25 protein-coding genes are annotated in these 23,295 nt (G+C 61.9%); 13 read left to right on the top strand and 12 right to left on the bottom strand.

Translation table 11 applies throughout. The features are described 5' to 3' along the window. Window positions 1-72: 72 nt before the first annotated feature. The gene (locus KFK14_RS18260) at window positions 73-504 is read right to left on the bottom strand and encodes a cupin domain-containing protein (protein ID WP_212608668.1); all 432 of its coding nucleotides are present in this window, start codon (window positions 502-504) and stop codon (window positions 73-75) included. After that, on the bottom strand, window positions 501-857 hold the full coding sequence (locus KFK14_RS18265) for a SpoIIAA family protein (RefSeq protein WP_139139241.1): 357 nt from the start codon (window positions 855-857) through the stop codon (window positions 501-503). Before KFK14_RS18265 ends, KFK14_RS18260 begins: the two co-directional genes overlap by 4 nt. Before the next feature lie 197 nt (window positions 858-1,054). Between KFK14_RS18265 and KFK14_RS18270 the strand changes: the two genes are divergently transcribed. After that, complete coding sequence (locus tag KFK14_RS18270; protein ID WP_070154900.1) at window positions 1,055-1,363, top strand: glycine zipper 2TM domain-containing protein; 309 nt, start codon at window positions 1,055-1,057, stop codon at window positions 1,361-1,363. Window positions 1,364-1,448: 85 nt separating this feature from the next. Here the strand turns inward: KFK14_RS18270 and KFK14_RS18275 are convergent, their stop codons facing one another. Beyond that, window positions 1,449-1,727 (bottom strand): hypothetical protein, encoded by a 279-nt coding sequence (locus KFK14_RS18275; protein WP_070155038.1) that lies wholly within the window; start codon window positions 1,725-1,727, stop codon window positions 1,449-1,451. A gap of 156 nt (window positions 1,728-1,883) precedes the next feature. Further along, window positions 1,884-2,291 carry an EVE domain-containing protein gene (locus tag KFK14_RS18280; RefSeq protein WP_212608669.1) on the bottom strand — a complete coding sequence of 136 codons (408 nt, stop codon included), beginning with the start codon at window positions 2,289-2,291 and terminating at the stop codon, window positions 1,884-1,886. 119 nt (window positions 2,292-2,410) lie between these two features. On the opposite strand from KFK14_RS18280, the gene KFK14_RS18285 reads away from it, so the two are divergent. Further along, a complete protein-coding gene (locus KFK14_RS18285; protein ID WP_212608670.1) occupies window positions 2,411-3,355 on the top strand; it encodes an isopenicillin N synthase family dioxygenase in 945 nt (314 codons plus the stop codon). Between the two features lie 35 nt (window positions 3,356-3,390). On the opposite strand, the gene KFK14_RS18290 is transcribed toward KFK14_RS18285, so the two are convergent. Further along, on the bottom strand, window positions 3,391-3,774 hold the full coding sequence (locus KFK14_RS18290) for a dihydroneopterin aldolase (protein ID WP_212608671.1): 384 nt from the start codon (window positions 3,772-3,774) through the stop codon (window positions 3,391-3,393). A gap of 124 nt (window positions 3,775-3,898) precedes the next feature. Between KFK14_RS18290 and KFK14_RS18295 the strand changes: the two genes are divergently transcribed. Genes KFK14_RS18295 through KFK14_RS18310 form a run of 4 tightly spaced genes read left to right on the top strand, consistent with a single transcriptional unit; the run spans window position 3,899 to window position 6,850 of the window. Beyond that, on the top strand, window positions 3,899-4,417 hold the full coding sequence (locus tag KFK14_RS18295; protein WP_212608672.1) for a GNAT family N-acetyltransferase: 519 nt from the start codon (window positions 3,899-3,901) through the stop codon (window positions 4,415-4,417). Between the two features lie 60 nt (window positions 4,418-4,477). Beyond that, a complete protein-coding gene (locus KFK14_RS18300; protein WP_212608673.1) occupies window positions 4,478-5,044 on the top strand; it encodes a DUF1285 domain-containing protein in 567 nt (188 codons plus the stop codon). After that, complete coding sequence (locus KFK14_RS18305; RefSeq protein WP_212608674.1) at window positions 5,041-5,655, top strand: CoA pyrophosphatase; 615 nt, start codon at window positions 5,041-5,043, stop codon at window positions 5,653-5,655. Before KFK14_RS18300 ends, KFK14_RS18305 begins: the two co-directional genes overlap by 4 nt. Further along, window positions 5,633-6,850, top strand: coding sequence for a CCA tRNA nucleotidyltransferase (locus tag KFK14_RS18310; protein ID WP_212608675.1), 1,218 nt, complete (start codon window positions 5,633-5,635; stop codon window positions 6,848-6,850). Before KFK14_RS18305 ends, KFK14_RS18310 begins: the two co-directional genes overlap by 23 nt. Here the strand turns inward: KFK14_RS18310 and KFK14_RS18315 are convergent. Then, a complete protein-coding gene (locus KFK14_RS18315) occupies window positions 6,814-8,559 on the bottom strand; it encodes a putative bifunctional diguanylate cyclase/phosphodiesterase (RefSeq protein WP_070155040.1) in 1,746 nt (581 codons plus the stop codon). The genes KFK14_RS18310 and KFK14_RS18315 overlap by 37 nt on opposite strands. An 80-nt stretch (window positions 8,560-8,639) precedes the next feature. Next, the gene (parC, locus tag KFK14_RS18320; protein WP_212608676.1) at window positions 8,640-10,937 is read right to left on the bottom strand and encodes a DNA topoisomerase IV subunit A; all 2,298 of its coding nucleotides are present in this window, start codon (window positions 10,935-10,937) and stop codon (window positions 8,640-8,642) included. A 107-nt stretch (window positions 10,938-11,044) separates the two neighbouring features. Here parC and KFK14_RS18325 point away from each other — a divergent pair, with 107 nt between their 5' ends. The 4 genes from KFK14_RS18325 to KFK14_RS18340 all read left to right on the top strand — a co-directional run bounded on the left by KFK14_RS18325 (window position 11,045) and on the right by KFK14_RS18340 (window position 16,063). Further along, the gene (locus KFK14_RS18325) at window positions 11,045-11,797 is read left to right on the top strand and encodes a hypothetical protein (protein ID WP_212608677.1); all 753 of its coding nucleotides are present in this window, start codon (window positions 11,045-11,047) and stop codon (window positions 11,795-11,797) included. A 258-nt stretch (window positions 11,798-12,055) separates the two neighbouring features. After that, the gene (locus KFK14_RS18330) at window positions 12,056-12,364 is read left to right on the top strand and encodes a DUF485 domain-containing protein (protein ID WP_212608678.1); all 309 of its coding nucleotides are present in this window, start codon (window positions 12,056-12,058) and stop codon (window positions 12,362-12,364) included. Beyond that, the gene (locus tag KFK14_RS18335) at window positions 12,361-14,067 is read left to right on the top strand and encodes a cation acetate symporter (protein WP_212608679.1); all 1,707 of its coding nucleotides are present in this window, start codon (window positions 12,361-12,363) and stop codon (window positions 14,065-14,067) included. Before KFK14_RS18330 ends, KFK14_RS18335 begins: the two co-directional genes overlap by 4 nt. A gap of 148 nt (window positions 14,068-14,215) precedes the next feature. After that, window positions 14,216-16,063 carry a radical SAM protein gene (locus tag KFK14_RS18340; protein WP_212608680.1) on the top strand — a complete coding sequence of 616 codons (1,848 nt, stop codon included), beginning with the start codon at window positions 14,216-14,218 and terminating at the stop codon, window positions 16,061-16,063. A 15-nt stretch (window positions 16,064-16,078) separates the two neighbouring features. On the opposite strand, the gene KFK14_RS18345 is transcribed toward KFK14_RS18340, so the two are convergent. Further along, entirely contained in the window at window positions 16,079-17,002 is a 924-nt protein-coding gene (locus KFK14_RS18345; RefSeq protein ID WP_212608681.1) for a LysR substrate-binding domain-containing protein, read from the bottom strand. 139 nt (window positions 17,003-17,141) lie between these two features. Here KFK14_RS18345 and KFK14_RS18350 point away from each other — a divergent pair, with 139 nt between their 5' ends. Beyond that, window positions 17,142-17,306 (top strand): hypothetical protein, encoded by a 165-nt coding sequence (locus KFK14_RS18350; protein WP_171905809.1) that lies wholly within the window; start codon window positions 17,142-17,144, stop codon window positions 17,304-17,306. A 44-nt stretch (window positions 17,307-17,350) separates the two neighbouring features. Continuing rightward, entirely contained in the window at window positions 17,351-17,512 is a 162-nt protein-coding gene (locus KFK14_RS18355; protein ID WP_171905810.1) for a hypothetical protein, read from the top strand. Between the two features lie 191 nt (window positions 17,513-17,703). On the opposite strand, the gene KFK14_RS18360 is transcribed toward KFK14_RS18355, so the two are convergent. The 4 genes from KFK14_RS18360 to otsB all read right to left on the bottom strand — a co-directional run bounded on the left by KFK14_RS18360 (window position 17,704) and on the right by otsB (window position 22,718). After that, window positions 17,704-18,411 carry a GDSL-type esterase/lipase family protein gene (locus tag KFK14_RS18360; protein WP_212608682.1) on the bottom strand — a complete coding sequence of 236 codons (708 nt, stop codon included), beginning with the start codon at window positions 18,409-18,411 and terminating at the stop codon, window positions 17,704-17,706. A 179-nt stretch (window positions 18,412-18,590) separates the two neighbouring features. Continuing rightward, complete coding sequence (locus tag KFK14_RS18365; protein ID WP_212608683.1) at window positions 18,591-20,000, bottom strand: alpha,alpha-trehalose-phosphate synthase (UDP-forming); 1,410 nt, start codon at window positions 19,998-20,000, stop codon at window positions 18,591-18,593. After that, complete coding sequence (locus KFK14_RS18370; RefSeq protein WP_281417164.1) at window positions 19,997-21,823, bottom strand: glycoside hydrolase family 15 protein; 1,827 nt, start codon at window positions 21,821-21,823, stop codon at window positions 19,997-19,999. The genes KFK14_RS18365 and KFK14_RS18370 overlap by 4 nt, the downstream gene beginning before the upstream one ends. 139 nt (window positions 21,824-21,962) lie before the next feature. Next, complete coding sequence (otsB, locus tag KFK14_RS18375) at window positions 21,963-22,718, bottom strand: trehalose-phosphatase (protein WP_212608684.1); 756 nt, start codon at window positions 22,716-22,718, stop codon at window positions 21,963-21,965. 135 nt (window positions 22,719-22,853) lie between these two features. Here otsB and KFK14_RS18380 point away from each other — a divergent pair, with 135 nt between their 5' ends. After that, window positions 22,854-23,210 carry a YciI family protein gene (locus KFK14_RS18380; protein WP_212608685.1) on the top strand — a complete coding sequence of 119 codons (357 nt, stop codon included), beginning with the start codon at window positions 22,854-22,856 and terminating at the stop codon, window positions 23,208-23,210. The last annotated feature ends 85 nt before the right edge of the window (window positions 23,211-23,295 follow it).

The raw sequence follows: 23,295 nt of genomic DNA on the forward strand, positions 1-23,295 counted from the left end.
CGCGCGAAAGCTGTGGATTGATGTGGATAAAAATCCGGCCCGAAAACACCCGCGCGCAATAAGCAGCCAAGATCAACGGGATGCCGGTTCCCAGCCCGGCGGCGCGAGGGTGAAGCCCTGAAATTCAAAGCCCGGCGTCACCGTGCAACTCACCAGCACCCAGCCCTTGTCCGCTTCCGCCGATTGCCAGTGACCGGCGGTTATGACGCCCTGCGGACTTTCTCCGGCAAATATGTCAGGCCCAAGCACCATATCGCTGATTGGTCCCGCATCGCTCGCGGCCGTGGCGAGACGAAGGGCATGGCCCGCATGCCAGAACCATATCTCCGTTGCATCGACACGATGCCAATGCGACCTTTGCCCCTCCTCCAACAGAAACAGGATCGCCGTTCCCCCGGCCCGCTCCCCTTCCGCATGCGGCGCGCGCCATGTTTCGCGATACCAGCCGCCCTCAGGATGCGGTCGCAGGTCAAGCGCGGCGATCAGCGCCCTTGCATCCGTCATGCCGCAAGCCAAGCGCGCGCGCCCGCAATCTCCGACAGAGGAAAGGTCTTGAGCTTGACCGGGAAGGCCAGCGCAGCCGTCGCCGCCAGGCTGGCGAGCCAGCTTGTGTCCGTCACCAGCGCCACGCGGGAAAAGGACCCCATATGCCGGGATGACCAGAACAGATCCTCCAGCCATATCTCCGGGCTGATCCAGCCTATGCTGTGGATCGTTTCCAGAACGGCGATCTTCCCTCTGGCCTTGATCTCCGCCTCCAGGTTCTGAACCACGGAACGATAGCTGTCAGCGTCGATGCTGCCATCGACCTCTATCTCGAAAATGCCATCGGCATCATCCATCCGGTGTTTCAGCACATGCGACCTCCAAAGCCGGTGTGAGCATATACGCGGCGCGCTGGATTTGCATCAGTCCGGCGTACGGTTTCAACGGCCTGTCTCTTAAAAAGACGGTATTTATTTCAGACATTTGGCTTGTTGCCGGAGGTTCATGCAACCCCCGTCATGATGAACGGGTTCACTGATTGAAGTTAAGTACCAGGAAGGAGCAACCCATGCGTACTCTCATACTTTCCCTCGCTGCGGCCGCGGTTGCGATCCCCGCGACCTTTGTGCTGCCCACCGACCAGGCGGAGGCGCGCCGGCATCGCGACTATGAATATCGCGAATGGCGCGGCCGCGACGGCCGCCAATATTGCCGCAAGTCCGACGGCACCACCGGCCTGATCATCGGCGGCGTTGGCGGCGCTCTGGCCGGCCGCGCCATCGATACCGATGGCAACCGCACCACCGGCACCGTGCTTGGCGCGGCTGCGGGTGCGCTGCTCGGCAAGGAAATCGACAGCAAGCGCCGCTGCCGCTAAAAGGTCGATCATAACGAAAAAGGGGCGATCCAGATGCTGGATCGCCCCTTTTTTCATCACTGCCGGCTGAACCGGCGCGATCTGATCAGTTGGCTGCGCCGCGCGCTTCCTCAACATTGAAAGCAACCGACTGGCCGCCGGAAATGCCCGAAACCTTGCCGTCACGAACGCGCAGGTTGAAAGCAGTGGCGCCAGGATAGCGGGTGCCGGAAATGGTCTGCTTGCCGTCCTTGCTGTCCTTCACCTGGTATACATAGGTATAGCCTTCGTGAACGAAGCGGGACTTGGCGGCGTCTTCGGCAATTGCCGGAGCAGCCAGGGAAACGGAACCGGCAACACCGGCGATAACAATCTTGGACAGCATTCGCATAGGTTTACTCCTTTGGAATGCCGATCAAACACCTCTGTCTTTTCTTTCGAGGCCCGACTTATTGTGCAATGCAATGTCGCGGCAATCGCAAAAACCGTTCGAACGATTGCACGCTGCGCAATCGTCACGCTGCCGTTACGGAAACCGGCGTCATCTGTTTGATAATGCCAGGATATGGCGGAATTCCGCCTCGCTGACCGGGGACACGGACAGACGGGACTGACGCAGCATTGCCATATCGGCAAGCTTCGGATCGGCCTTCATGGCCTTGAGCGTCACTGGTTTCGCCAATTTATCCCGCGCCGCGACATGAACCGCGATCCATTTTCCGCTATCGTCGGTGCTGTCGGGCGCGGCTTCCTCGACGATCTCCATGACGCCCACCGCCTCAAGGCCGATATTGCTGTGATAGAAGAAGGAAAGGTCGCCCTTCTTCATCGCCCTCATATTAAGCTGCGCCTGATGGTTACGGACGCCATCCCATTCCGCCTTGCCCTTCTTGACGAGATCGTCCCAGGAAAAAACGTCCGGTTCCGATTTCATCAGCCAATAGTGCATGTGGGCCATCCTGCAGTGTGGTCTGCCTGGCCAATAGCGGGGCGAAGCGCGCTTGTCCAAGATGACATCCGCATGCCGCGCCGTTAGGATGCTGAGATCAGACCAAGGAGATATAACCGGTGCCGCAGTCCATTCTGGACACCATGCCCACGCTTTCGATGGCGAACAGCGGCAAGGCGGATTTCGCCCAGGCGCTTGGCGAATCCTTTCATCGCTTCGGCTTTGCGATGGTGCGCGACCATGGCATGGACCGGGCGCTGATTGCGGACGGGTGGGAAAAGGCCAAGGCCTTTTTTGCACTGCCGGAGGCCGCCAAGCAGGCCTACAACGCCGCCGCCAATGGCGGGCAGCGCGGCTATACGGCTTTCGGCACCGAAATCGCCAAGAATGCGACCGAGAATGATCTGAAAGAGTTCTGGCATGTCGGCCGCGACCTGCCAACCGGCGATCCGCTGGCTGCGACTATGCCGCCCAACGTCTGGCCGCAGGAGATAGCGGGGTTTCAGGATAGCTTTACCCGGCTCTATGCGGAGTTCGACCGGGTGGGCGGCCTGCTGCTTTCAGCGATCGCGCTTTATCTCGGCCTTCCGGAGGACTGGTTCGCCGAGCCGGTGCATAACGGCAACAGCATCCTGCGCCTGCTCCACTACCCGCCGGTGTCCGCCGACGCGCCTGGCGTGCGCGCCGGGGCGCATGAAGACATCAACCTGATCACCCTGCTGCTGGGCGCGGAGGAAGGCGGGCTGCAGTTGCTCACCCGTGACGGCCACTGGCTGCCGGTCAATCCGCCGGAAGGGGCGCTGGTCATCAATGTCGGGGACATGTTGCAGCGGCTGACCAACCACGTCCTGCCCTCCACCAGTCACAGGGTGGTGAATCCGCCGCCCGAACGGCGCGGCTTTTCCCGCTATTCCATGCCCTTCTTCCTGCACCTGCGCCCGGACTTCATCATCGACGCGCTGCCGCAGTGCGTCAGCGCGGACAATCCGCGCCGCGACCCGCCGATCAGCGCGCATGACTATCTGCGCCAACGGCTGATGGAGATCGGCCTCATCATGACCTGAGCGCCCGGACGTTCGAAGGTCGTTGGCCGCGAGGATTATTTCCGGCGGCGCGACATGGTGATGCCGATATTCTCGCCCCGTTCGCTCAGGGCCAGCTTCACGATCTTCACTTCGACCTGATCGACCTTGTCATCCTGCAGAAAAACCGTGTCGATGATATGTTCGGCCACCGCCTCGATCAGCGTGAAATGCCGGTCGGAGGGAATCGCGGCAGTCGCCGCATGTTTCAGGTCCATGTAATTTTTCGACGCGCGCAACGGCGTTTCGGGATCATAGCGATCCGCCATCTTAAGCCGCGCCCTGATGGAGATGCGCAACGGCTGCGGAAGATGAGTCTCCTCCGAATAGATGCCGGTAAGCACGTTGACGTCGAGATTCTCGACCTCAAGGATCAGATAGTCTTCGTTCTGCAATTCCATGATGCCATGCCCGTTGGGGGAGGCGCACGCCGACCCGTTTGTTTTTACTTTTCATTTGAACGTGGGGCGCTAAAGCCCCGCGCTTCGGGGCGCTCATGCCCCTTTGCACACGGAACAGCAAGACTTGGCAACGATTCTCCCTCTCCAGTCCCAGACGACGATCGCGATCGAGCAATTGCTCGACGCAGCCTTCGGCACGGACAGGCGAGGCCGAACCGCCTACGCTATTCGCAGCGGCATGGAATGGCTGCCCGAACTGTCCTTCGCGGCGCTGGACGAAGCCGGAGCGCTGGTGGGCACATTGCAAAGCTGGCCCGTGTCGCTGCGCAGACCCGACGGGAGCAGCGACCCGCTGATCATGGTCGGCCCGGTGGCTGTCGTGCCGGAACGGCAGGGCGGCGGATATGGCCGTGCGTTGATGGACAAGGTGGTGGCAGAGGCGCGCGCATTGCGCAGCGCCCCGCTGATGATGATCGGCGATCCAGAATATTATGGCCGGTTTTGGGGCTTTTCGGCCGATTCGACCGGCGTCTGGGCCGTGCCTGGCCCGGTTGAGCGGCGAAGGCTGCTGGCGCTTTCCGTCAACGGCGGCCCTGTTCCGAACGAAGGATTGCTGGGTCCACGGCAGAAGATCGCGGCCTGAACCCTCGCGCCGCCGCTATTCCCTTTTGCGTTCGCGCGCCGGGCACCCTATCTCGGCCCTATGCCGATGGATGCTCCCCCTGACCTGGCGACGCTTTCCCTGAGCGATATCGCGCGCCTGTTGCAGGAAAAGAAATTGCCGCCGGTGGAGCAATGGAACCCGGACCATTGTGGCGACAGCGAAATGCGGATCGCGCGCGACGGCACCTGGTTCCATCAGGGATCGCCGATCGGGCGGGAGGCGATGGTCCGCCTGTTCTCCACCATATTGCGTCGCGAATCCGACGGGTCGTTCGTACTGGTCACGCCGGTCGAAAAACTTTCCATTACGGTAGAGGACGCTCCGTTCGTTGCTGTCGAAGTGAAGATTGAAGGCGAAGGAAATACGACCGATCTGGCATTCCGCCTGAACACCGGCGACATCGTGGTGGCCGGACGGGACAATCCCATCACGATAAGGCAGGGCGCGGACGGTCCCCACCCCTATCTGGCGGTGCGCGGCGGGCTGGAGGCGTTGATCGCGCGCAGCGTCTATTATGAACTGGCCAATATCGCGCTGGACGAGGCGGGTGAAACACCCGGCATCTGGAGCGGGGGCGCGTTTTTCCCGCTAGAGGGCAGCGCATGACGCTGGCCGACCGGTTGCGTTTCCAGTTGAAGGAAGGGCATGCGCATGAAGCGATGCTGGTCCCGGCGGAAGTGCGCGACCCGCGCATCGTCGGAGACATAGCCCTGTCACCGGCGGCCGTCCTGGTGGCGATCACCGACCGGCCGGAACCCGGTCTGATCCTGACCCAAAGGTCAGCCGCCCTGCGCAAGCATCCGGGCCAGATCGCTTTCCCCGGCGGCCGCGTGGACCAGAGCGACGCGGGCGAGATCGCCGCCGCCCTGCGGGAAGCGGAGGAGGAGATCGCCCTGCCCCGCGATGCGGTCGACATTATCGGCGTATCCGACCGCTATCACACCTTCACCGGCTTCGACATTGTGACTGTCCTGGGCGTGGTGCCGCCCGACCTTCCGCTCATCGCCCAGCCGGAGGAAGTGGATAGCTGGTTCGAACTCCCTCTGGCCTATGCGCTCGACCCGGTGAACCGGATGCGCAGAACCATGGAGTTTCAGGGCACGGCGCGCTCCTATTATGAGATCATGTGGGAGGATCGCCGCATCTGGGGCGTGACCGCCGCCATCCTCGCCAATCTTTCCAAACGCCTTGGCTATGACCGCGCAGACGCTGCCTGACGCGCCGTGGCGGCATCGGCCGGGTCTGGACCGGCTGCTGGATGCGCTGGGCGCGCCGGACGGCGATGCGCGATTCGTCGGCGGCGCCGTGCGCGACACGCTGCTGGGGCTGCCGGTCGAGGATATCGACATCGCCACCATTCATGTGCCGGACGAGATCGTCCGCCGTGTGAAGGCGGCTGGGATAAAGGCGGTTCCCACGGGCATTGCACATGGGACAGTGACGGCAGTGATCGAGGGCAGGCCGGCCGAAGTCACCACCCTGCGCCGGGACGTATCCACCGACGGGCGGCGCGCCACCGTCGCCTTCACCACCGAATGGCGCGAGGACGCCGCCCGGCGGGACTTCACGATCAATGCGCTCTACGCCGATCCGGCGACCGGGGAGATCACTGATTTTTTCGGCGGGGTCGCTGATCTGGCCGCTCGCCATGTGCGCTTTATCGGCAAGGCGGAGGACCGGATCGCAGAGGATCATCTGCGCATCCTGCGCTTTTTCCGTTTCCTGGCGCGGTTCGGCGGCGGTGAGCCGGACCGGGAAGCCTATGCGGCATGCGTAGCGCAGGCGAACAGCCTGATGGCCCTCTCGCGCGAACGTATTGCGGATGAGCTGTTGAAATTGCTGGCGACCGCTGACCCTGCGCCTGTGGTCAGACTTATGGTTGATGGCGGCATATTGACGCCGATCCTGCCGGAAATCACCGAACCAGGAGTCACGCGTCTGGCCGATATGGTGCAGCGGGAGAAGCTGGCAGGCGTGGAGGGCGCAGCGCTGCGGAGGCTCTGCGCATTGCTGCCCCAGGATGCGGCGACGGGCGAAGCGGTGGCGGCCCGGCTGAAACTGTCCAACCGCGCGCGCAAGCGGATCGCGCTCGCGCTCGGCCCGACCGTAGAGAACGCACGCTCGGTTGAAGCGCTGGCCTACCGCATTGGAACAGAAGGCGCGATCGACCGGCTCTTGCTCGACAGGTCAGCCGGTGTGGAAAGCGTCACTCCTCTGATAGACTGGCAACCGCCAGTGCTGGGCGTCACCGGCGGACGGCTCATCGCCGGAGGATTGACGGCAGGGCCGGACATAGCGGCCGCCCTGAAGGCGGTGGAAGATCAGTGGGTGGCGGAGGGCTTTCCCGGCGAGACGCGGGTCGGCGAGATCGTCGATCAGATCGTTTCGAAGTTCCAGCGCGCGCGCCAGTAATCAAAGGCTTCCTGTTCCGGCATCGCCTGCGCGAAATAGTAGCCCTGCCCCTGCCAGCAGCGCAGCTTCTGCAACGTCTGGGCAAGCGCCTGGGTCTCTATGCCTTCAGCCGTCACGTTGAGGTCAAGCGAGTCGGCAAGGGACAGGACAGCGCGGACAATGGCGTCCTTGTCCCGGTCCATCAGCATGCCGGACACGAAGCTGCGGTCGATCTTCAGCGAATCGATAGGCAGGCTCTGCAAGCTGGCGAGGTTGGAAAAGCCGGTGCCGAAATCATCCATCGCGATGGAAACGTCCAGGCCCTTCAACGCGCCCAGAACATGGCGCGCCTTTTCAGGGTCAGCGACGATGGCGCTTTCGGTCAGCTCGATCGTCAGGCGCTTCCCTGAAATGCCGCCGAAACGCAGAGCCTCCTCGACAATCGAGGGCACATCGTCACGCGCCATCTGGATCGCCGACAGGTTGACGTTCACGCCAACGGGCAGCGCTTCGCCATGCATCAGGTCCCAGCGCGCCAACGTCTGGATCGCTTCATAGAGCGCCCAGCGGCCGAGCGGCACGATCAGGCCCGATTCCTCCGCAACGGGGATGAATTCGGTCGGCATGACCTCACCCAGTTCCGGGTCGATCCACCGGGCCAGCGCCTCAAAGCCGGTCACCTCTCCCGTCCGCAGATGGACAAGCGGCTGGAACGCCAGCGTCAGGCCGCCATTGGCCAAGGCTTCGCGCAGGCGGCTTTCCATCTTGAAGCGATGATGCGCTTCCTTGAGCGCACCGACGCGATAGATTTCCAGCTTGCCTGTGCGCTTGGCGACCTTCACCGAGGATTGCGCCTGCCGGACGATATCGTCCGGGTCGTCGCCCAGCGTATTGGACAGCGAACAGCCGATGGCGCAATCCACGCCGATCTGCAGGTTTGAGAGACGGATCGGCGAGGACAGGCTGTCATTGATCCGCTGGACGATGTGCAGGGCGTCGGACAACCCATTGTTCAGGCGCGCGAACACCGCAAATTCATTACCGCCGATTCGGGCGAGCACATCGCCCTGGCGCAGGCTGGATTTCAGCCGCTTCGCCACAGTGATGATCAGTTCGTCCCCGGCGAGCGCGCCAAGCGATTCGTTGATGCGGCTGAACCTCACCAGATCGATGGCGAGCACGGCATAGCCGCATTCGGACGGCCAATGGCCATTGGCGAGCCGGTCATCGATTTCCTCACCAAAACCTGTGCGGTTGGGCAATGCGGTCAGGCTGTCGGACAGGAGCTCGCGGCGCAGGTTGCGTTCGGTCTGGCGTTCGCTGCTCCGGTCGATGGCCGTGAACAGCAGGCGGTTGGGGCTGGGCAGGCGCCCCACCGTGCAGGCGAAAAATTCCGGACCAAGCTTTCCGTCACGGCGGATTTCGAAGCTGTCCGACTTGCCTTTCGAAGCGTGAAATTCCGCGATTCGCTCGACCCATTTGGTTTCCGCGCCGAACAGGTCTGCGCCACCGGATTGCTTGAATGCGGGAAAGGCCGTCAGCAGCAAGTCGTTGGCTTGCTCAACGGTCGGAACCTCGCCATCCATGCGCAAAATGGCGGCTGCCTGCGGCAAAGCATCGAGCCAATCGGCGCAGGGAGAGGCGCATGCCCGGTCCATGGGCGAATCGAAAGGAGCGGCGTCAAAGTCCGCACTTTCCCCTGTCCATGTTCGCACCGGCATGCCGTCCATGCGCACTAGATACGGCACGATGGTAAATTTTTGTAAAAACAAAGATATGGTCAGTGCGATCATCGCACCGCCGCGCTTTGTCAGCCGAAACGGTTATCCCTGGGGAAGCCATTGGGCGGCATGCGGCCCGCAGCGCCGCGGGTCACGCGCCACGGAACCATGTCCGCCTCCGTCCGGGTCCGGCCGCTTTCGCCGCCCATCGCCCAGCTCAGGCCGTCCTCCATACGGAATGTGATGGCGTCGGACAGACCGCCGTCCCGGTAGCGCTGAAGCTGAACCCCCTGCCCGCGCGCCATTTCGGGCAGTTCCGAAATGCGGAATACCAGCAGTTTGCGGTTGTCGCCGATAACGGCCACGCTGTCCGCCTCCGCCACGACAGGCCGGACGATGCGCAATTTCGCGCCCGTACGGACGTTGACGACCTGACGCCCCTTGCGGGTTTCAGCGATGATCTCATCCATCGACGCCAGGAAACCGCGTCCATCGGAAGCAGCCAGCAGCAATTTGCCCCCGGATTTCGCCGGGAACAGCGTCACGATCTCGGTCGCATTGTCGAGGTCGATCATCAGCCGCACCGGCTCGCCAAAGCCCCGGCCGCCGGGCAGCTTGTCCGCGCCCAGCGTGTAGAAGCGGCCATCCGAACCGGCCAGCAAAAGCTTGTCGGTCGTCTGCGCGTGGAAAGCGTGGGCAGGGCCGTCGCCTTCCTTGAATTTCAGCGTGTCGGCGGCGGCGAGGTCGCGATGGCCGCTCATTGCCCGTATCCAGCCGCGCTGGGACAGGATGACGGTGATCGGCTCCTTCTCGATAAAGGCCTCGATCGGGATCAGCTTGGCGGGGCCGGCCTCCTGCACCAGCGAACGGCGGCGGCCCTGCTCCGTTTCCGGCGCGTAGCGCTTGCGCAGTTCGGCAAGGTCGCGCTTCAGCCGGGTGCGCTGGCGGGCCGGGCTTTCGACCAGCTTCTGCAGCTCCTCGCGCTCCTTGACCAGCTCGGCATGCTCCTTGCGAAGCTCCATCTCCTCCAGCTTGCGCAAGGAGCGCAGGCGCATGTTGAGGATCGCCTCGGCCTGACGGTCCGTGAGCTGGAATTCCTCCATCATCACCGCCTTCGGTTCATCCTCGGTGCGGATGATCTCGATCACGCGATCAAGGTTGAGGAAGGCGATGATATAGCCGTCGAGCAGTTCGAGGCGTGCGGCGATCTTGTCCAGACGATGATTGGCGCGGCGGACCAGCACATCGATCTGATGCGCCAGCCATTCGGTCAGCACCTGCTTCAGTCCCATGACGCGCGGCGTATGCGTGGCGTCGAGGACGTTGAGATTGAGGCCGAAGCGGTTTTCCAGATCGCTCATCCGGAACAGGCTGTCCATCAGCACGTCGGGATCGACGGCACGGGTGCGCGGTTCGATGACGATGCGGATTTCGGCGTCGGACTCGTCCCGGACGTCGGCGAGGATCGGCAGCTTCTTGTCGTTGATCAGCGCGGCGATCTGCTCGATCAGTTTCGACTTGGGGACCTGGAACGGAATCTCGGTGACGATCGCCACCCAGGTTCCCCGGCTGCCTTCCTCCTTGTGCCATCGCGCGCGCACGCGGAAGGATCCGCGGCCGGTGGCATAGGCTTCGGAGAAGATGGCGGGACCGTCGACCAGCACGCCGCCGGTCGGGAAGTCCGGCCCCTGTACGATCTCCATAAGCTGAGCATGTTCGGCCGCTGGATTGTCGATCAGCAGCACGGCCGCGTCGATCAGTTCGGCGACATTATGCGGCGGGATGCTGGTCGCCATGCCGACGGCGATGCCGGACGCGCCATTGGCGAGGAGGTTGGGGAACAGGCCGGGGAAAATCTCCGGCTCCTCATCCTCTCCATTATAGGTCGGGCGATAGTCGGTCGCGCCTTCGTCCAGACCCTGCATCAGGTCCGACGCCGCCTGGGTCAGCCGCGCCTCCGTATAGCGCATGGCCGCGGCATTATCGCCGTCGATATTGCCGAAATTCCCCTGCCCTTCGACAAGGGGCGTCCGGAGCGAGAAGTCCTGCGCCAGACGGACCATGGCGTCATAAACGGAGGCATCGCCATGCGGATGGTATTTGCCGATAACGTCGCCGACGACGCGGGCGCATTTCTTGTATGCGGTGGTGTTGCGCGCCGGGGCCGCCGCCGCCGTGCCCGCCGCCGCATCCGCATTGCTGGGCTCCAGCTTCAGAAGGCGCATTGCCCAGAGCAGGCGGCGATGAACAGGCTTCAGCCCGTCGCGAAGATCCGGCAGCGAACGGGCCGTGATCGTCGAGAGGGCATAGACAAGATAGCGTTCGGACAGCGCGGCGTCGAAAGGATGGTCTTTGATGCTGTCGAAGGGATCGCGAAAGTCGGTCATCGTTAACCGCGATAGCAGGGGTTTTGGCGGGAGGCGAGAGTGCAAAGGCGAAGGGGAATGCGAGGGTATATTGCATAGACAATAACTGTATTATATAAATAATACACATGAGCCTGTTTGCCGCCCTACTTCTCGCCGTTTCGCCCGATGCCGTGGGAGAAATCCGCCATTATGTGCGGTCCAACAGCGACGGGAGCGAGGCCGAGGCGGTGCATGTATACCGCAAGGATGAAACCACGCTGGAAGTCGTGAAGATGCGGGCGCGCTGCACCAACGCCGCCTATGTCATCGCAAAGCTGAACCCGGAAACATGGGAGGCGACGCATCTGTCCGGCGGACGCCTGTTGCCCGGCGCCGGGCGGGAGGCGTTTGCGACACTGGCCGAGGAGAATGGCCGGATCGTGATGACCTTCGACAAAGAAGGCCGGACAGTGCGAGAGCAGGTGGCCATCGGGTCCCGGCCCTGGCACCTGTATGATTTCGACCTCGCCAGCCTGTCCGTAGCGACGGAGCATCTGAAAGACCCCCAAAAGAGCCTCGCGTTCAGCCTCGCATTAGTGTGGCTGGACCCGGCGCGGCCGGACGACATGCTGCATTGGCTGGGCGCGGCGCAGGCCCGCTACACGGGCACGAAGAACGGGCTGATCAGCTATGCGGTCGAAGGGCCGGCCTTTGGGGAAAAGGGGGGCGGCGTGATGCAGATCGACGCCAAGCGCGGACATATCGTATCCGCGCGGTTTGGGCGGCCCAATCATGCGGAATATAAGGATTTCCGGCTTGAGCTGACCGGCATGGACCGGGGCGCGGAGGCATGGCGGCGATTGCTGACGGCGCATTGGGAAGGATGCGCGGCGAAATAATACGGCGTCCTGGCTTCTCGACTTTGCGTGAAGGAAACGGGGTAGGGAAATCATGTGCAACTCCGTTCGCCCTGAGCTTGTCGAAGGGCTGTCCTGCCATTCAAGAAAAAGACAGGGCTTCGACAAGCTCAGCCCGAACGGATGTGAGTATGTTGCCGCGCGGTAAATTGGACGATCATCCTTCCACTGGCGCGCTTTGCCTGTTCGCTCGTTTCCCGTCATAGGTGTCGCGAGAAAAGACAGGTGGGAGGTTCGCCAATGGATGAGGATATGCTGGCAAGGATCGAGACCGATCCGCGCTATCACCGGCTCACCAAGGCGCGGACGCGGCTCGCTTGGCTGCTCACCGCCATCATGCTCGGCGCTTTTTTCAGTTTTACCGCGCTGGTCGCGTTCAACAAGGAACTGCTTGCAGCGCCCATCGGCGCAGGCGTAACATCGCTGGGCATTCCTGTCGGTTTCGGCCTGATCCTGCTCGCGATCCTGCTGACCGCCATCTATGTGCGGCAGGCCAATGGCGCGTTCGACCGGCTGACGCAGGAGATTATCGCCGGGGCGGAAGCATGAGGCGGGCATCCGGCATTGCGCTTGCCGCCATCCTGCTGATCCTGCCGGGACCGGCACTCGCCGCCGCCCTTGAAGGCGAGGCGGAGCAGCAACAGACCAACTGGATCGCGATCGGCATGTTCGCGCTGTTCGTGGCGCTGACGCTGTGGATCACGCGCCGGGCGGCGCAACGGACCAAGACGGCGTCGGATTTCTACACGGCGGGCGGCGGCATCAGCGGGTTTCAGAACGGGCTGGCGATGGCGGGCGACTATATGTCGGCTGCGTCCTTTCTGGGCATTTCCGCGCAGATTTTCACCGACGGCTATGACGGGCTGATCTATTCCACCGGCTTTCTGGTGGGCTGGCCGATCATCCTGTTCCTGATGGCGGAAAAGCTGCGAAACCTGGGCCGTTACACCTTTGCCGATGTCGCATCCTACCGCTTCGCCCAGCCGCCGGTGCGCAGTTTCGCGGCGATCAGCACGCTCCTCGTCGTCGCCTTCTACCTGATCGCGCAGATGGTGGGCGCGGGGCAACTGATCAAACTGCTGTTCGGCCTTCCCTACACCTATGCCGTCATCATCGTCGGCGTGCTGATGATGCTTTATGTCCTGTTCGGCGGCATGCGGGCGACGACATGGGTGCAGATCATCAAGGCGATCATGCTGCTCGCCGGGGCGACCTTCATCGCCGTGATGGTGCTGGCCCGCTTCGGCTTCTCTCCCGAAGCGCTGTTCGCCAAGGCCGTGGAGGTCAAGACCGGTCTTGCGGCCGCCAAGGGCGCAACGCCCGCCGACGCCGCAGTTCAGGGCCGGTCGATCATGGGGCCGGGCAATTTCATCAAGGACCCCATATCCGCCATATCCTTCGGCATGGCGCTGATGTTCGGGACCGCCGGGCTGCCGCACATCCTGATGCGCTTCTTCACCGTGCCCAATGCCCGCGAAGCGCGGAAATCCGTGCTGTGGGCGACGACCTGGATCGGCTATTTCTATTTGCTGACCTTCATCATCGGCTTTGGCGCGATTGTGCTGGTGGCCACCGACACCAGCTATCTGGACCCCAATGGCGGGCTGCGCGGCGGCGGCAACATGGCCGCGATCCACCTGGCCCACGCCATTGGCGGCGATGCGTTCCTGGGGTTCATCTCCGCCGTCGCCTTCGCCACCATATTGGCGGTGGTGGCGGGGCTGACACTCTCCGGCGCGTCGGCGGTGAGCCATGACCTCTACGCCACGGTATTCCGCAAGGGAGAAGTAAGCTCCAAGGATGAACTGCGCGTGTCGCGGGTGACGACGCTGGTGCTGGGCGGCGTCGCGGTGCTGCTGGGCATCGCGTTCGAGAAGCAGAATGTCGCCTTCATGGTCAGCCTTGCCTTCGCGCTGGCGGCGTCCGGCAATTTCCCGGTGCTGATCCTGTCGCTGCTGTGGAAGGGATGCACCGGGCGGGGCGCGATGATCGGCGGTCTGCTGGGGCTGGCGACCGCCTTCATACTGACAGTGCTGTCGCCCGCAATCTGGGTGAATGTGCTGCATCTTGAGGCGGCGCCCTTCCCCTACACCTCCCCGGCGATCATTTCCGTGCCAGTCGGCTTCTTCGCGATCTGGCTGTTCTCAGTGCTGGACAGGTCGCCCCGCGCGGCCGTGGACAAGGCAGGGTATCGGGAACAGCGTATAAGGTCGGAAACGGGAATCGGGGCGTACCGGGCGGCGGAGCATTAAAAGCCGAGCGAAGATCCCCCGATACCCCGAACCTGCCGGCAAAAGGGGAATTGATCCAAATCCGATCAACTCACACCCAAAGAATTGACAAAGCATTAACCAATTTTTCTCTACTTTTCTGGCTCTTTAGATTGCTGGGGTTGCTGCCGTGCAAGAGCCTGAGAACTTCGTTTCTGCTCATCTTTCCGCAACGGATGAAGATGTCGTCATCCGAGCGCTCAGCCGCATCAGCAATGAAGGCATCGACGCAATCGAACTTGCATTCGACGATCTCCGCCGAGCAGGAATATCGCCATCTGACGCACAGGCGCAATCTGTGCTGATCGAAGCGATTTTTCAGCTTCTGGAAGCTCTAGAACAGAATTTCTCCAATGCCGATGCCTATGCGCTGATTTCCAGACTGGACGCGGAAACGGCGGAAGAATCCGCCAACTTACTGAGACTGGCGAACTTTCCTGATGGAGCAGGCCATATAATGGACCTTGCCGATGGCACAGTTCTGCTCCTTGCCGCCTTGACCGCAGCATCCGGCAGAAAGGGCGATGCCGAGCAATTTCTTGTAACCGCTGGACATACGCGAACGGCGAAGGACTTCCGCAGCGCTGTCTTTGAATTGCGGTGCCGACTCATGGGCGATGCCGACCTCGTCGTAGAAGCGTTGATGATCGAGGTTCTGGACACGCTGGATCATCCTGATCTCTGGACGATGCTGCCGACAGTCCTAAATCTCTATCCTGACATTGTTCAGGCCTTTGACCGCAGAATAGAAATAGAGCTTCTTTTCAAGCTGCAGGCGCGCATTTTGCGAGAGCTTTGCCTGGCCGCCAGCGGACATCCGGAAGAAGCGCTCAAAAGGATTGAACCCATCGCGATAACCAACAGCCTGCTGACGCTGGCTCAGGGCGCAATTTTCCACATCCGATCTCTAATTGATCCCGCAAATCCGGTTTACGATCTTAGCGACCGCTTCTGTGAAATCCCGTTTGAGGTGCTCGACGTTCTTGATGGCACCAGCCACCTGTGCTGCTCAAACTGGGTTTTGCCGTCTGTCGGCAATCTGGCGGAACAGCATTGGGAGGATGTCTGGAATTCCGATGTCGCTCTGGACATACGCGACAGCATACTCGACGGCAGTTTCCGCTATTGCAACAAGATCGCCTGTCCTTTCATCGGCGGACATCAATTGCCATCCAAGTCCGAGGTCGCCGCCAGATCCGATCATTGGCGCGACATCATCGAAAACAACAAAGTCAGGATGGACAAGGGGCCACATCGCGTAAACCTGGCCTATGACCCGACATGCAACCTGTCCTGTCCCAGTTGCCGAAGCAAGAAGTTCGCCGCAGATGCCGAAACACGCGCCCGGTATGATAAACTGCAAGAGGAAGCCGTGCTCCCTCTCCTGCGCCAAACAAAACTTGTTTTTGTAACCGGGTCGGGCGACCCATTCGCCAGCAAGAATTTTCGCAGGCTCATGGAACGGTTGGGCCCCGAAGACTATCCTGATCTGCGCTTCCAGATCATGACGAACGGCATGCTTTTTACACGCCGGGAATGGGAGCGGTTCCCCGCCCTTCACAATCGCGTGGCATTCCTGCGCATCAGCCTCGACGCGGCCACTGGCCCAACCCACGAATTGTTACGGCGTGGCGCGCGCTGGCACGTCATGGAAGAAAATCTCGCCTTTGCAAGCGAACTGAGAGCCAAGGGCCTGATCGACCGGCTGGACCTGACATTCGTTGTGCAGGCGGACAATTACCGGGAAATGGGAGACGCCGTCGACTTGGCCCATCATTATGGCGCTGACAGTATGGGGTTCTTTCGCCTGACCAACTGGGGCACATTTACTCCGGCGCAATATGCCAGCAAAGCCATATTCATGCCCTTGCATCCTGACCATGATCGGTTTCTGGAAACAATGCAGGACCCAAGGTTGCGTGACCCCATTGCAGCGCTGCAGGAGCTTAGCCAGTTCATGCAGCCCGTCCCAGCCTAGCAACATCGAACCGCCCTACCCCCTCGGCAAAAACCGTCCCTCCGGGTCCTTCGCGATTTCTGCAGCGAACTCCGCGCTGATCCAGTCGCGGAAGGCCTTCACCTTTGGCGTGTTGCGGGCGTGGTGAGGATTCACCACCCAATAGGCGCGGATTTCGATGACATCGGATGGCACCGCCTCCACCAGCAGGCCCGCTTCTATCTCCGCCTTCCACAAATAGGTGTTGAGGATGGCGATCCCCTGCCCCGCTATCGCCGCCCTGCCCTCCATCACCTGGGAATCGAGCGCGATCGAAGGCGGAATGACGGAGGCATCGACCTCCACCCCCATGTCCGCGAACCATTCATACCACCAGATGTCATTGGGCGAGAGCCGGGGCAGAGCCAGCAGGGCGCGGGCGTCGGCCAGCGGCCCATTGGCGGCGAGGAAGGCCGGACTGCACAGCGGCGCGAGGCGGTTGTGCGAAAGCAGGCGCGCGTCGAGGCCGGGCCATTCGCCCTTGCCGCCCCGGATCGCCACATCGATCCCATCCCGCGCGAAATCGACCAGCGCGTCCGATGAACTGATCCGCACGGCAAGGCCCGGCTGCCGCATCTGAAAGCCGCCGATGCGCGGAGCCAGCCAGAGATTGGCGAAGCTGTTGGTGCAGCTTATCGTCAGCACGGAGCTGTCCTCGCCCGCCAGTGCAGCGAAACCCTGGCGCATCTCGTCAAAGGCGCGGATGATGACCGGGGCGAGGGAACGGCCGCGCTCCGTCAGTTGCACCTTGCGTCCCGCGCGGTGGAAAAGGCTGACGCCCAGCCGCTCCTCCAACAACTTCACCTGATAGCTGACCGCCGCCTGGGTCATGCCCAGTTCCTGTCCCGCAGCCGTAAAATTCTCCAGCCGGGCGGCGGCTTCGAACACGCGGACTGATGCCAATGGCGGAAGATTGGACATATCCGATCCATAAATTGAGCTTATATATGCTGTCCAGCCTTTTGTTGGCGCGCCGTTACGGTTTTCGCCATATGGACGGGGCCGGAACGACCGGCAAACACAGGCTGCACACAAGGAAGATCACAAGAAAGACAGGAAAATGCATGACGACAATCACGCCATAGGCAGCAAGCTGGCCGCAGCGCTTTTCGCGCTGCTGCTAAGTTCCACCGTGCTGCTGAGCGCCATCGGCCCGGCCAGCGCCGCCAGCCTCTCGCACCCCCAGACGGCGGCGAGCGGCCATTTCCAACCGGGCCTCGCCTGAGCTGACCATATTTACAACCCATTGATAGAAGAAAGGAATTGACCATGCGCGATGAAATTGACGGGCGCATCTGGGCCGATAATCACAAGGCGATTTCCGCCGGTTTCGGCGATCTGCTGAAGGCGATCATGCAGGCGTTCTGCGTGCTCAACCATATCGAATATGCGGCACCCTGGCGCGCCGTGGCGGGACGCACCACCAAGTGACGGCTGGTCCGCGAATTGGCACCCCGGCGTAGTCCTGGGTCCGGGCGCATGGCCCGGATCCTGGTCTGCGCCGGGGTTTCATTATGAATAAGCCGGAAAAGGCGGGATGCAGCTAGGGCCAATCGGCATTCAGCCCTGACGACCTGCAAATGGCGGTTTTCCGCACGTCATCTTCTGAATGTCGATTGGCCCTATTGCGCGAGCACCGGTCCCATCTGGGCGGCCCATGTGTAATAGCCGCGCCAGCCGAGATGGACGCCATCAATCGCCATTTCCGGCCTGATCCTGCCCCCGCTAGACATGGCTTTGTTCAGGTCCACAAAGATGCATGCGCCGGTTTTGCATAGTTCGGCCTCATAACGGTTCATCTGCGTCACGGCTGCGTTGGTATAGTCGAACCCGGTATAGAGGGTTGAGAGCAGGATGATCCGGCGGCCGCGCAGCATATGGACGATCGCCTTCAGATTGTCCTTCGTCTGAGCCAGCGGGATGCCTTGCATTGGATCGTTTACTCCAATCATCACGGCCACGACGGGAAGGATCTTTTCTCCCCGTTCAAGCCGCTCCCGCACGCCGGCGGTGGTTTCGCCCGCTATGCCTCGTTTCTGAATGGAGTAGCCGGGCAGCAATATCCGCCAGTCGCCAAAGGCGATGAGGGAGTCGCCCAAGAAGGTGACGTCGCCCTCTAGCGGCTGTTGGCGAAACAACTGGCTCTGCACGCGCCAGACAACATCATTATCCGGCCGGAAAGGCATGACCCAGCGAACCGCCCGGATCGTGTTGCGATATATGAAGCCCATTCGATAGGCCGAGGCAAAGCCCGCGGCAAAGGACAGGATCAGGGCGCAAACAGCGACGCCCGAAACGACAATCCATTTTTTGCGCGGCCAAATGTGCATTATCGTCGATGAATAGCGTCTTGTGGAAAGCGCAACATCCATTTTGGGCGATTCCCCGGCGGGACAAATCCACGGCCATGAATTTCAACGACTATTTTTTGGGCGTCGGCCGCCCTCCCGGATGCCGGCATTCAAACCGGCGGAAATCCCTGTCCGCCTGGCTGCCGCATTGGCGCCGATCAGACCAAAGGTCCGGCGGCGGTTTCTGCTTCGGCAGGGTTGAGAACTTCGCCCGTCAGCCGTCCCGTGAAGCAGGTCCGCCACCAGATCACATCCTGCTGCTCCACGCTGTCCATCATCTTGCGCCAGCGGCGCTTGCGTTCTTCGAGCGGCATGGCCAGCGCCTTTAGTATCGCGTCCGCCATCTCCTCCGGCGAATAGGGATTGATAAGCAGCGCATCCTTTAGCTGAAGCGCGGCGCCCGCAAAGCGAGAAAGGACGAGGACGCCGGGGTCCTCCGGGTCCTGCGCGGCGACATATTCCTTCGCGACCAGGTTCATGCCGTCGCGAAGCGGCGTGACAAGCCCGATCCGGGCGGCGCGGTAGACGCCCGCCAGCCGGTCGCGCGGATAGCCCTGGTTCACATAGCGGATCGGCGTCCAGTCGACGTCGCTATATTCGCCGTTCAGCCGCCCGGCGAGCGAGTCCAAAGTCGCGCGGATTTCCTGATAGCTTTCCACCTCCCCGCGCGAGGGCGGCGCGATTTGCAGCAGCACGACATTGCGATGGCATTCCGGATTGTCTTTCAGCAGGCGGGCATAGCCGTTGAAGCGCTCCTCAAGCCCCTTGGAATAATCCAGCCGGTCGACGCCGACGATAAGGGAACGGCCCTGCATAGAAACATCAACCTGCTCGCGCATTATCGCCGCCTCCTCGCTATTGCTGGCGGCAACAAATTCCTGCGTGTCGATGCCGATCGGGCAGGCGACCGCCTGTATGGTGCGGTTTCCAACGGTGATGAAATCACCACTGACTGTGCCGCCCATTTCCCGCTCGGCATAATGGCGGAAGGACTCCAGCCATTCTTCGGTATGGAAGCCTACAACATCATAGGCGAACAGCGTTTCCACCAAAACGCTGTGATGCGGAAGCGAGACAAGTAGGCGCGTCGGCGGCCATGGGATGTGCAGGAAGAAGCCGATGCGATTTTTGTGCCCCCGGTCGCGGAGCATCTGGCCCAGCGGGATCATATGATAATCGTGGACCCAGACAACATCCTCCGGCTCGATCAGCGGACTGGCGGTGTCGGCGAAACGCTCATTGACCCGGTTATAGCCGCCCTCAAAATCGCGGGCATATTCGGCCAGGTCGATACGGAAGTGGAACAGCGGCCACAGCGTCTTGTTGGCGTAGCCGTTATAATATTCGTCGACGTCCTGCTCCTCCAGGTCGATCGTCGCGGTCTTGACGCCGGAATCCTCGTTAAAGGCGATTTGGCCCGTGAACCGCTCCGTCGTCTCGCCCGACCAGCCGACCCAGATACCCCGGCTTTCGCGCAGGGCCGAGGACAGCGCAACCGCCAAGCCGCCCTGCTCCGCACCGGTGCCGGGGCGTTTGACCCGGTTCGAAATTACGATCAGGCGGCTCATCGGCACTCACTCCAAGGCTTGCTCAGCAGGACGGCGCAGTTAATGATGCCGACGAGCGAATAGGTCTGGGGATAATTACCCCAAAGCTCTCCCGTATCCGGGTCGATATCCTCTGAGAGGAGGCCCGCCGCCGTTCTTCGCGACAACATCTCCTCAAATAAGGTGCGCGCCTCGGCCTTGCGCCCTGTTCTATACAAAGCCTCGATCAGCCAGAAGGTGCACACGTTGAACGCTGTCACAGGCGCGCCGAAATCATCAGGCGCGGAGTAGCGCAGCATATTCGAGCCGCGCCGCAAATCCTTTTCCAGCGCGACGAGCGTACCCGTGAATTTCGGATCGTCCGCGGTCAGGAAGCGCAAGTCGAGAAGCTGAAGCAGGGAGGCGTCGCGGGCGTCATCCTCAAAATTCGCGGACAGCGCGCCGCTTTCCGGCCGCCAGGCAGCCTGAAGGATCGCCTCCTTCATGATGCTTGCGCGATGCGCCCAATAGGTTTCCCGTTCATAGAGGCCCAGCGCTTGCGCCGCATGCGCAAGGCGGTCGCAGGCGGCCCAGCACATGACAGCGCTGTAGCTGTGGACATGCAGGCGGGTGCGCAACTCCCACAGACCGGCGTCGGGTTGATTATAGACTTTCCATGCCCGTTCGCCCACGGCCTCCAGAGCCTCAAAGTCCGAATGGCCGGCCATGCGCAGCAGCCGTTCATCAATGAAACCCTGAACCGAGGAAAGAACGATCTGGCCATAGGCGTCGTGCTGGACCTGACTGTAGGCGGCATTGCCCACACGGACCGGTCCCATGCCGCGATAGCCGGGCAGCTTTTCCGCCTCCCACTCCTCCAGCGTCGCATTGCCGCGCACGTCATAGAGCGGCTGGATATGGCCGCCCTTCGCGCCGTCGACGATGTTGCGCAGATAGGCGAGATAGCCCTCCAGCACGTCGAGCGCGCCAAGGCGGTTCAGCGCCTCCACCGTGTAATAGGCGTCGCGCACCCAGCAATAGCGATAGTCCCAGTTCCGTCCGCTGTCGGCATGTTCCGGGATGGACGTGGTGAGCGCCGCGACGATCGCGCCGGTTTCCTCATGCTGGCAGAGTTTCAGGGTGATGGCGGAGCGGATGACCGCTTCCTGCCATTCGGGCGGGATCGCGAGACCGCGCACCCAGAGCTGCCAATGCTGGACGGTCTCGTCATACATGCGCTCGACGGCGGGACGCAGGGCGTCGGAAAAGCTTTCGTCCGGTCCCAGGAAGAAATGCGTCACATGTTCGAGCCGGAAGAAGCTTTCCTGGCTGATCAGGCCGATGGGCGCATCCGTGGTGAGGCGCATCGCCATATAGGAGAGGACCATACGGACATGGTTGGAGCCGTAGGTGATGGGTACATGCTCCGCATTCCAGCTCGTTGTCGGGCGCAGCTTTATGCGGATGCGGGGGGAGCCGGCGACTGGCCGCACGATCCGCGCGAAAGCGACCGGGCGATACATACGCCCCTTGTGCGGATGGCGGGGGCAAAAATCATAGGTCTCGATGGCGTTGCCATCCCCGTCGGTCTGGCGCGTCATCAGGATCGGCGTGTTGCGGACGTAGGATTGCTCAACCTTCGCGCAATTTTCCAACTCTATCGCCCAGAAGCCGCGCGTGTCCTTCGCGTCATAGTCGCCCTGATCCAGCAGGGCGGAAAACACCGGATCGCCATCGACGCGGGGCACGCAGGCCCAGATCATGCGACCGGCGCGATCGATCAGCGCCGATGCCTGACAATTACCGATAGGCCAGAGGTCAAGATCGCGTTCATGCGGCGGGGATGCCTGAGGTGGTTCACGCATTACCACCCACCCAGCCGATGCAGCGGGGTATTTCGGGAAGAAGGCCGGACTTTGGCGAACTCAGCCCAAATGGAATATGCAATTAGCGGCAATTTCACCCCCGGAGCGGACGCAGGACAAAGGTGCCCGGACCGGCAGGTCAGGGCATTATAGAGAGATAATGCCTAACGGCCCCAACCTGTTCCAAATGCCATTGCGCAGCCGTAACGCGGAGCGGCCCGACCAATATGCCGCATCCGCCCAGCGCCTTCGCCGCCAGCATCCCTTCCTCATCGGTCAGGTCGTCGCCGACGAAAATCGGCATGCCACCAGCCATTGGCGCGGATTTCATCAGTTCCGCGACAGCCGTCCCCTTGTCCGCGCCGCCGGGGCGCAGCTCATACAGCATCTTGCCCGGCTGGATCATCAGGCCGGTCGCCAGCGCCACTTCTTCGGCGAGCGCACGGCACGTCTCCATCCATTCCGGCGCGCGGCGGAAATGGAGGCCGACGCTCAGCGTCTTGCGCTCCACCAGCAGCCCGGGCTTGTCAGCGATGAAGTTGGTGAAGATTGCCTCAGCTTCGTCCACCGCCTTCAGCCGTTCGGGCCCATGCGCGGGCTTTCCGGGCTCGGCAAACTCCAGTCCGTGCGTGCCAGCCAGCAGGAAATCGTCCAGCCCGAACAGGCCGCGCAAGGTCGCGACGGAGCGGCCGCTGACGATCGCCAGCCGTCCGCCAAGCGCATCGCGCGCACGGGCGAGAAGGCCGATCAGCGCGGCGTCCACCTCCACAGACTCCGGCGCGTCGGTCAGCGGCACCAGCGTTCCGTCAAAGTCGAGGAACAGCGCGGCGCCATGGAGGAGAGAAGGTGGCGGCGAAGGAAGTCCGGCAAGATCCGGCGAGTCAGATAGTGTCACGGCGCCTATGGTGGGGAGAGTAGGCGCAGAAGGCAATTGCCCCAAAAAAATTTGCGGCGGGATGCCGATTTCTGAAAAGCCGTTCGTCGTAACGATATAAGACCGGCTTGGCCGGTCCAAACCAGGAGACAGAAGATGCGTGTGATGGTGCTGGTGAAAGCCACCGACGACAGCGAAAAGGGACTGTTCCCCGAACCCTGGACGACCGAAATGATGGCCGCGATGGGCAAGTTCAACGACGCATTGCGCGATGCCGGCATCCTGCTGATGGCCGACGGCCTGCAGCCCAGTTCGCAGGCGAAGCGCGTGGCGTTCGACGGCCCCGGCCGCACCGTCATAGATGGACCCTTCACCCCGGCGCGTGATCTGGTCGCGGGTTTCTGGCTCTGGGAAGTCAAGGATATGGAGGAGGCGGTCGCCTGGGTGAAGCGCTGCCCCAACCCCATGCCAGGACCCAGCGAGATCGAAATCCGGCCCTTTTACGATTTGTGACCGGCATGTGAATTTGCACGCCAATCGGGCCGGATCGATCACCGCCTCGCCCGCCCATTTGCACGCCCCCAAATATTGGTCTATG

It is taken from the genome of Sphingobium phenoxybenzoativorans, assembly GCF_018286635.1.
Taxonomy (GTDB): Bacteria; Pseudomonadota; Alphaproteobacteria; order Sphingomonadales; family Sphingomonadaceae; genus Sphingobium; species Sphingobium phenoxybenzoativorans.